At 66.9% G+C, this 6,239-nt stretch carries 5 protein-coding genes; 3 read left to right on the forward strand and 2 right to left on the reverse strand.

The genetic code is table 11. The annotated features are described in order from the left end of the window. Both VFE83_RS16870 and VFE83_RS16875 read right to left on the reverse strand, forming a co-directional pair. Positions 1 to 206: fumarate hydratase (locus VFE83_RS16870; RefSeq protein ID WP_324908293.1), on the reverse strand; the 206-nt coding region annotated here is incomplete at its 3' end. After that, positions 203 to 733 (reverse strand): TIGR00645 family protein, encoded by a 531-nt coding sequence (locus tag VFE83_RS16875; protein WP_324908295.1) that lies wholly within the window; start codon positions 731 to 733, stop codon positions 203 to 205. The genes VFE83_RS16875 and VFE83_RS16870, both read right to left, overlap by 4 nt. A 173-nt stretch (positions 734 to 906) precedes the next feature. Between VFE83_RS16875 and VFE83_RS16880 the strand changes: the two genes are divergently transcribed. From VFE83_RS16880 to VFE83_RS16890, 3 genes are all read left to right on the forward strand, one after another. Beyond that, a complete protein-coding gene (locus VFE83_RS16880) occupies positions 907 to 1,602 on the forward strand; it encodes a glutathione S-transferase N-terminal domain-containing protein (protein WP_324908297.1) in 696 nt (231 codons plus the stop codon). Further along, positions 1,599 to 3,851, forward strand: a complete 2,253-nt coding sequence (locus tag VFE83_RS16885) for a S9 family peptidase (protein WP_414674776.1) — start codon at positions 1,599 to 1,601, stop codon at positions 3,849 to 3,851. Before VFE83_RS16880 ends, VFE83_RS16885 begins: the two co-directional genes overlap by 4 nt. Before the next feature lie 208 nt (positions 3,852 to 4,059). Further along, a complete protein-coding gene (locus tag VFE83_RS16890) occupies positions 4,060 to 5,874 on the forward strand; it encodes a DUF885 domain-containing protein (protein WP_324908298.1) in 1,815 nt (604 codons plus the stop codon). Positions 5,875 to 6,239: the final 365 nt, after the last annotated feature.

A 6,239-nucleotide genomic window follows, 5' to 3' on the forward strand; every position in this document is an offset into this window, starting at 1 on the left:
GTGTCCTGGCAGATCGGCCGGTGGCCCTCGGCGCACATGCGCGAGTTGGTGAGGATCTGCGCGATGGCGTCCTTCGCCGCCGGCGACTGCTCGCGCTCGTAGGCGCGGCCGAGGGCGCGGATGTAGTCGGCCGGGTGGTAGTAGGAGATGAACTGCAGTGCGTCGGCGACGCTCTGCACGAGGTGCTCGCGCTGGATGGCGCTCATGCGTGTTCCTTCGGATGCACTGCCGGCATGATGCGGTCCGCCGCCGCGATGGCGAGCGCGGAAAGCAGGAAGGTGACGTGGATGCCGGTCTGCGCAATGATCGTCTTCTCGTCGTAGGCCGCCGCGTTGATGAAGGTCTTCAGCAGGTGGATCGACGAGATGCCGATGATGGCCGTTGCCAGCTTGACCTTCAGCACGGAGGCGTTCACGTGAGAGAGCCACTCGGGCTGGTCGGGATGGCCCTGCAGGTTCATGCGGCTGACGAAGGTCTCGTAGCCGCCGACGATCACCATGATGAGCAGGTTGGAGATCATCACCACGTCGATCAGGCCGAGCACCATCAGCATGATCTGCTGCTCGGTCCACTCGGTGGCGTGCAGCATCAGGTGCCACAGTTCCTTCAGGAACAGCACCACGTACACGCCTTGCGCGACGATCAGGCCCAGGTACAGCGGCAACTGCAGCCAGCGCGACGAGAAGATCAGGGCGGGCAGCGGGTTGAGGGAGGACTGGCGGGTTTCGGACATGCGGTGCAGCTCGATGGCGAAAGCGGCGGGCTAGGGTAGCGGCCAGGCCGCGCGCCTGCCAAGGCGACCTCCTGCGCAAGGCCCGCCGGAATTCAGCATTCCGCGCCCCGCGGCCGGCACGCCGGCCCCTGCCCTTACACTGGCGGGCCTCCCCCCACCGGAGCCCGCCCCCCATGATCGATCTGCATTACTGGCCCACGCCCAACGGCCACAAGATCACCCTGTTCCTCGAGGAAGCCGGACTGCCGTACACGATCCATCCCGTGGACATCGGCGCCGGCGACCAGTTCAAGCCCGAGTTCCTGAAGATCTCGCCGAACAACAAGATGCCGGCTATCGTCGACCGCGAGCCGGAGGACGGCGGCGAGCCGATCAGCGTGTTCGAATCGGGCGCCATCCTCGCGTACCTGGCCAACAAGACCGGGCGCTTTGTGCCCGCCGACACGCGCGGGCGCACCGAGGTCAGCCAGTGGCTGCACTGGCAGATCGGCGGACTGGGGCCGATGACCGGCCAGTACGGCCACTTCCACGTGTACGCGCCGGAAGACCTTCCCTACGCCAAGGACCGCTACAAGCGTGAGGCGCAGCGCCTGCTGGGCGTGCTCGACAGGCGCCTGGAAGGCCGCGAGTTCGTCGCCGCGGACATGTACTCCATCGCCGACATGGCGATCTATCCGTGGATCAATCCCTACACCAAGGCGCCGCTGGACATGGAGCCGTTCGCGAACGTGCGCCGCTGGCATGCGGCCATCGAGCGCCGCCCGGCCACGCAGCGCGCCTACGCCGTCGGCGAACAGCACCGCGTGGAGCGCGAACTGACGCCGGAAGTGCGCAAGAACCTGTTCGGAACCCCGTCGACCAACGCATGAACAAACCGATCGTCCGCGGCCTCGCCGCCAGCCTGCTCGCCATGACCCTGACCGCCGTACCCGCCCTCGCCGCCGACCGCACCGACACGCCGGTCAAGCTCACGCTGGAGGCGCTGGCCGGCGACGCACCGCTGTCCGGCCCGTCGCTGATGAAGGCCAAGGTCGCGCCCGACGGTTCGCGCGTGACCTTCCTGCGCGGCAAGGACGACGACAAGAACCGGCTGGACCTGTGGGCCTACGACGTGGCCAGCGGGCAGACCTCGATGCTGGTCAACGCGGACGACATCCTGCCCGGCGAGGAAGTGCTGAGCGATGCCGAGAAGGCGCGCCGCGAGCGTCAGCGCATCGCCGCGCTCAGCGGCATCGTCGATTACCAGTGGTCGCCGGACGGCAGGACGCTGCTGTTCCCGCTGGGCGGCGAGCTGTACCTGTACGACCTGGGCAAGAGCGGCAAGGCCGCGGTGCGCAAGCTCACCGCCGGCGAAGGTTTCGCTACCGATCCGAAGATCTCGCCGCGCGGCGGTTTCGTCAGCTTCGTGCGCGACCGCAACCTGTGGGTCATCGACCTGTCGACCGGCAAGCAGGTGCAGCTCACCCGCGACGGCAGCGAGGTGATCGGCAACGGCGTGGCGGAGTTCGTCGCCGACGAGGAAATGGACCGCCACACCGGCTACTGGTGGGCGCCGGACGATTCGTCCATCGCCTTCGCGCGCATCGACGAAAGCCCGGTGCCGGTGCAGAAGCGCTACGAGGTCTATCCGGACCGCACCGAAGTAGTGGAGCAGCGTTATCCCGCCGCCGGCGACCGCAACGTGCTGGTCAAGCTGGGCGTGATCGCGCCCAGGGCCAACGCCGCGCCGAAGTGGATCGACCTGGGCAAGGACGAGGACATCTACCTCGCCCGCGTGGACTGGCGCGATCCGCAGCGCCTGACGTTCCAGCGCCAGTCTCGCGACCAGCACAGGCTGGAGCTGGTCGAGACCACGCTCGCCAGCGGCAGGCAGCGCACGCTGGTCACCGAGACCAGCGACACCTGGGTACCGCTGCACAACGACCTGCGCTTCCTGCGCGACGGCCGCATCCTGTGGAACAGCGAGCGCAGCGGGTTCGAGCATTTGTACCTGCTCAGCGAAGACGGTTCGAAGGCCACTGCGCTGACGTCGGGCGACTGGCCGGTGGATGGCGTGCTGGCGGTCGATGAAACCGCCGGCCAGGTGTACTTCGCCGCCGGCAAGGATTCGCCGCTGGATGCGCAGGTGTATCGCGTATCGCTGGCGGGCGGCGCGATCGAACGCCTGACCAAGCCGGACGGCGCGCACAGCGCCAGCTTCGCCAACAACGCCAGCGTGTTCGTGGACAACTGGTCGAACCCGACCACGCCGCCGCAGCTGGAACTGTTCCGCAACGACGGTACGCGCATCGCCTCGCTGCTCAGCAACGACCTGGCCGACCCGCAGCATCCGTATGCGAAGTTCCGCGCCGCGCATCGTCCGATCGAGTTCGGCACGCTCAAGGCCGCCGACGGCGCCACGCCGCTGCATTACAGCCTGCTCAAACCGGCCGGCTTCGATCCTTCCAGGCGCTATCCGGTGGTCGTGCTGGTGTACGGCGGCCCGGCCTCGCAGACGGTCAAGCGCACCTGGGCGCCCGACTTCAACCAGTACCTCGCGCAGCACGGCTACGTGGTGTTTTCCATCGACAACCGCGGCACGCCGCGCCGCGGCGCCGCGTTCGGTGGCGCGCTGTACGGCAAGCAGGGCACGGTCGAAGTGGCCGACCAGCTCAAGGGCGTGGAATGGCTGAAGTCGCAACCGTGGGTCGACGGCAAGCGCATCGGCGTGTACGGCTGGTCCAACGGCGGCTACATGACGCTGATGCTGCTGGCCAAGGCCTCCGACCAGTACGCCTGCGGCGTCGCCGGCGCCCCCGTCACCGACTGGGGCCTGTACGACACGCACTACACCGAGCGCTACATGGGCCTGCCCAAGGCCAACGTCGAGGGTTACCGCGAAGCGCACGTGCTGGAGCACATCGACGGACTCGATTCGAAGCTGCTGCTGATCCACGGCATGGCCGACGACAACGTGCTGTTCACCAACTCCACCGCGCTGATGAGCGCGTTGCAGAAGCGCGGGCAGCCGTTCGAGCTGATGACCTACCCAGGCGCCAAGCATGGCCTGAAGGGTGCGGACAACCTGCACCGCCTGAAGCTCACCGAGAACTTCTTCGACCGCTGCCTGAAGCCGTAAGCGACGCAGTCCTGCAGAAAAAGCGAAAAGCCCGGCATCGCCGGGCTTTCCTTTTTCTGGATGGCATGTTCTGGACGGCACGTTCTGGACAGCGCATTCCGGGCGACATGGACGCGGACTGCGTCACGGAAGTCTGCATGACCTCCGGGGCTGGCCGGGCGTTCGGGGTAGCCTGCATCCTCGCCCAACCGACCCAAACGTGCCCGCCATGACCCGACCGCTCACGCTCGCCATCGCCCTGTCCCTGACCCTTGCCGCCGGTGCACCCGTGCTGGCGCAGACCGCCAGGCCCGCTGCCAAGGCATCGACGGTGCCGGTCTCGCCGGCCTGGGTGACCCGAAGCAACGAGCACGCGCAGGTGTTGCTGGCCGCGCAGGCACAGTTCTCGCCGGAGGACATGTCGTTCCTCGGCGTGCCGGGCTACGACGATCGCGTCGCCGATTTCAAGCCGGACAATGCCGAGCGCTTCCGCGCAGCAATGGTGAAGGCACGCGACGCCCTGAAGGACAAGCTCGCCATCGAGCGCGACCCGAACGTCCGCCAGGACCTGGAAATCATGATCCGCGCGGCCGACGAGCGCATCGAGACCAGCGCACTCAACGAGCGCCTGCTGCTGCCGTGGAGCGACGTGCCGCAGCTGATGTTCACCGGCCTTCGCAGCCTGCTGTCCGAGCAGACGCCCCCGGAGCGCCGCGCGTACGCGCTGGAGCGCCTGAAGAACTACGTCGGCCAGGGCACGGAAACCACGCCGCTCACCGAGCTGGCCAAGGCGCGCTACACCGAACGCGCCACCGACACCAGGCTGCTGCGCCCGACGAAGCTGGAAGTCGAGCAGTCGCTGGGCAACGTCGACACCTACATCGGCGGCATCCGCAAGCTGTTCGAACAACACAAAGTGGCGGGCGCCGACGCTGCACTGGCGGCGATGGAAACGCAGCTGAAGGGATACGGCCAGTGGGCCCACAACACCGTGCTGCCGCAGGCGCGCAGCGACACGAAGCTGCCGAAGGAGCTGTACGCCAACCAGCTCAAGCAGTACGGCATCGACATCGATCCGCTGACGCTGATGCGCCGCGCGCAGCTGGAGTTCATGGAAACGCGCGCGATGATGCGCCAGCTGGCGCCGCTGGTCGCCAGGGAGCGCAACCTGAAGGTCGACGACGCGACCGACTACATCGCCGTAATCCGCGCACTCAAGCGCGACAACATGCCCAACGACCAGCTCGAGGCGCGCTACCGCACGGTGATCGACCAGATCGATCCGATCATCCGCAAGGAGGGCATCGTCGACGTGCCCAACCGCCCGATGGTGATGCGGCTGGGTACCGAAGCCGAGTCCGCCGCGCAGTCGGCCCCGCATTTCCTGCCGGCGCCGCTGGTCGGCAACACCGGGCAGCAGGGCCAGTTCGTGCTGCCGATCTCGGTGCCCACCGCGGAAGGCAAGGCCCTGCAGTACGACGACTTCAACTTCGACGCGGTGCGCTGGACGCTATCGGCACACGAAGGCCGACCGGGCCACGAACTGCAGTTCACCGCGATGGTCGAGCGCGGCGTGTCGCTTGCACGCACGATGTTCGCGTTCAACTCGGTCAACGTCGAAGGCTGGGCGCTGTACGCCGAGGCCGAGATGGTTCCGTACGAGCCGCTGGACGGCCAGCTGATCGCGCTGCAGTTCCGCCTGATGCGCGCCGCACGCGCGATGCTGGACCCGATGCTCAACCTGGGCCTGATCGACCGCGAGGCGGCGGGCCGCATCCTGCGCGACAAGGTGGGTCTGTCGGAAGCGATGACCAAGCAGGAACTGGACCGCTACACCTTCAACGCACCTGGCCAGGCCGGCGCGTATTTCTACGGCTACACACGCATCCTCGAACTGCGCATGGAGACCGAGATCGCCCTGGGCGACAAGTTCGACCGCCTGGCCTTCAACAACTTCCTCCTCGACCAGGGCCTGCTGCCACCCGACCAGCTGGCCAAGGCCGTACGCGAGCAGTTCGTGCCGGCGCAGCGGGGGAAGCGGTGATTGGAGGTGTTTCGCGGGAGCGGCTTCAGGCCGTTTTTGTGAACGGCGTGGGCCCAGCAAGCGGACGCATCCGGATTCCGACTCTCACGGGAACGCCGGGCAAAGAAGGTGCAGCCGGCAGAGTCTGACCAGCGTTCTTTTTGGTCGGTGCTGTTGCTGTTGCTGTTGAAGAGCCAAACACACATCTAGACCCGGAGGGCGTCGCACATGGACGTGCGGCGCTAAGCAAGGAGGCACGGATGCCGACTTGCGGGGCGCCGACTCCTCTGCCGGTCGTGGGATTGCTTCGTCGGGGAAGACCCTTTCTTTTGGTTACTTTTCTTTGGGTCAGCAAAGAAAAGTGACCCGGCCGGCTTTAGACGGAC

It is taken from the genome of Lysobacter sp. (assembly GCF_035655815.1).
In the GTDB taxonomy this organism is placed as follows: domain Bacteria; phylum Pseudomonadota; class Gammaproteobacteria; order Xanthomonadales; family Xanthomonadaceae; genus Lysobacter_J.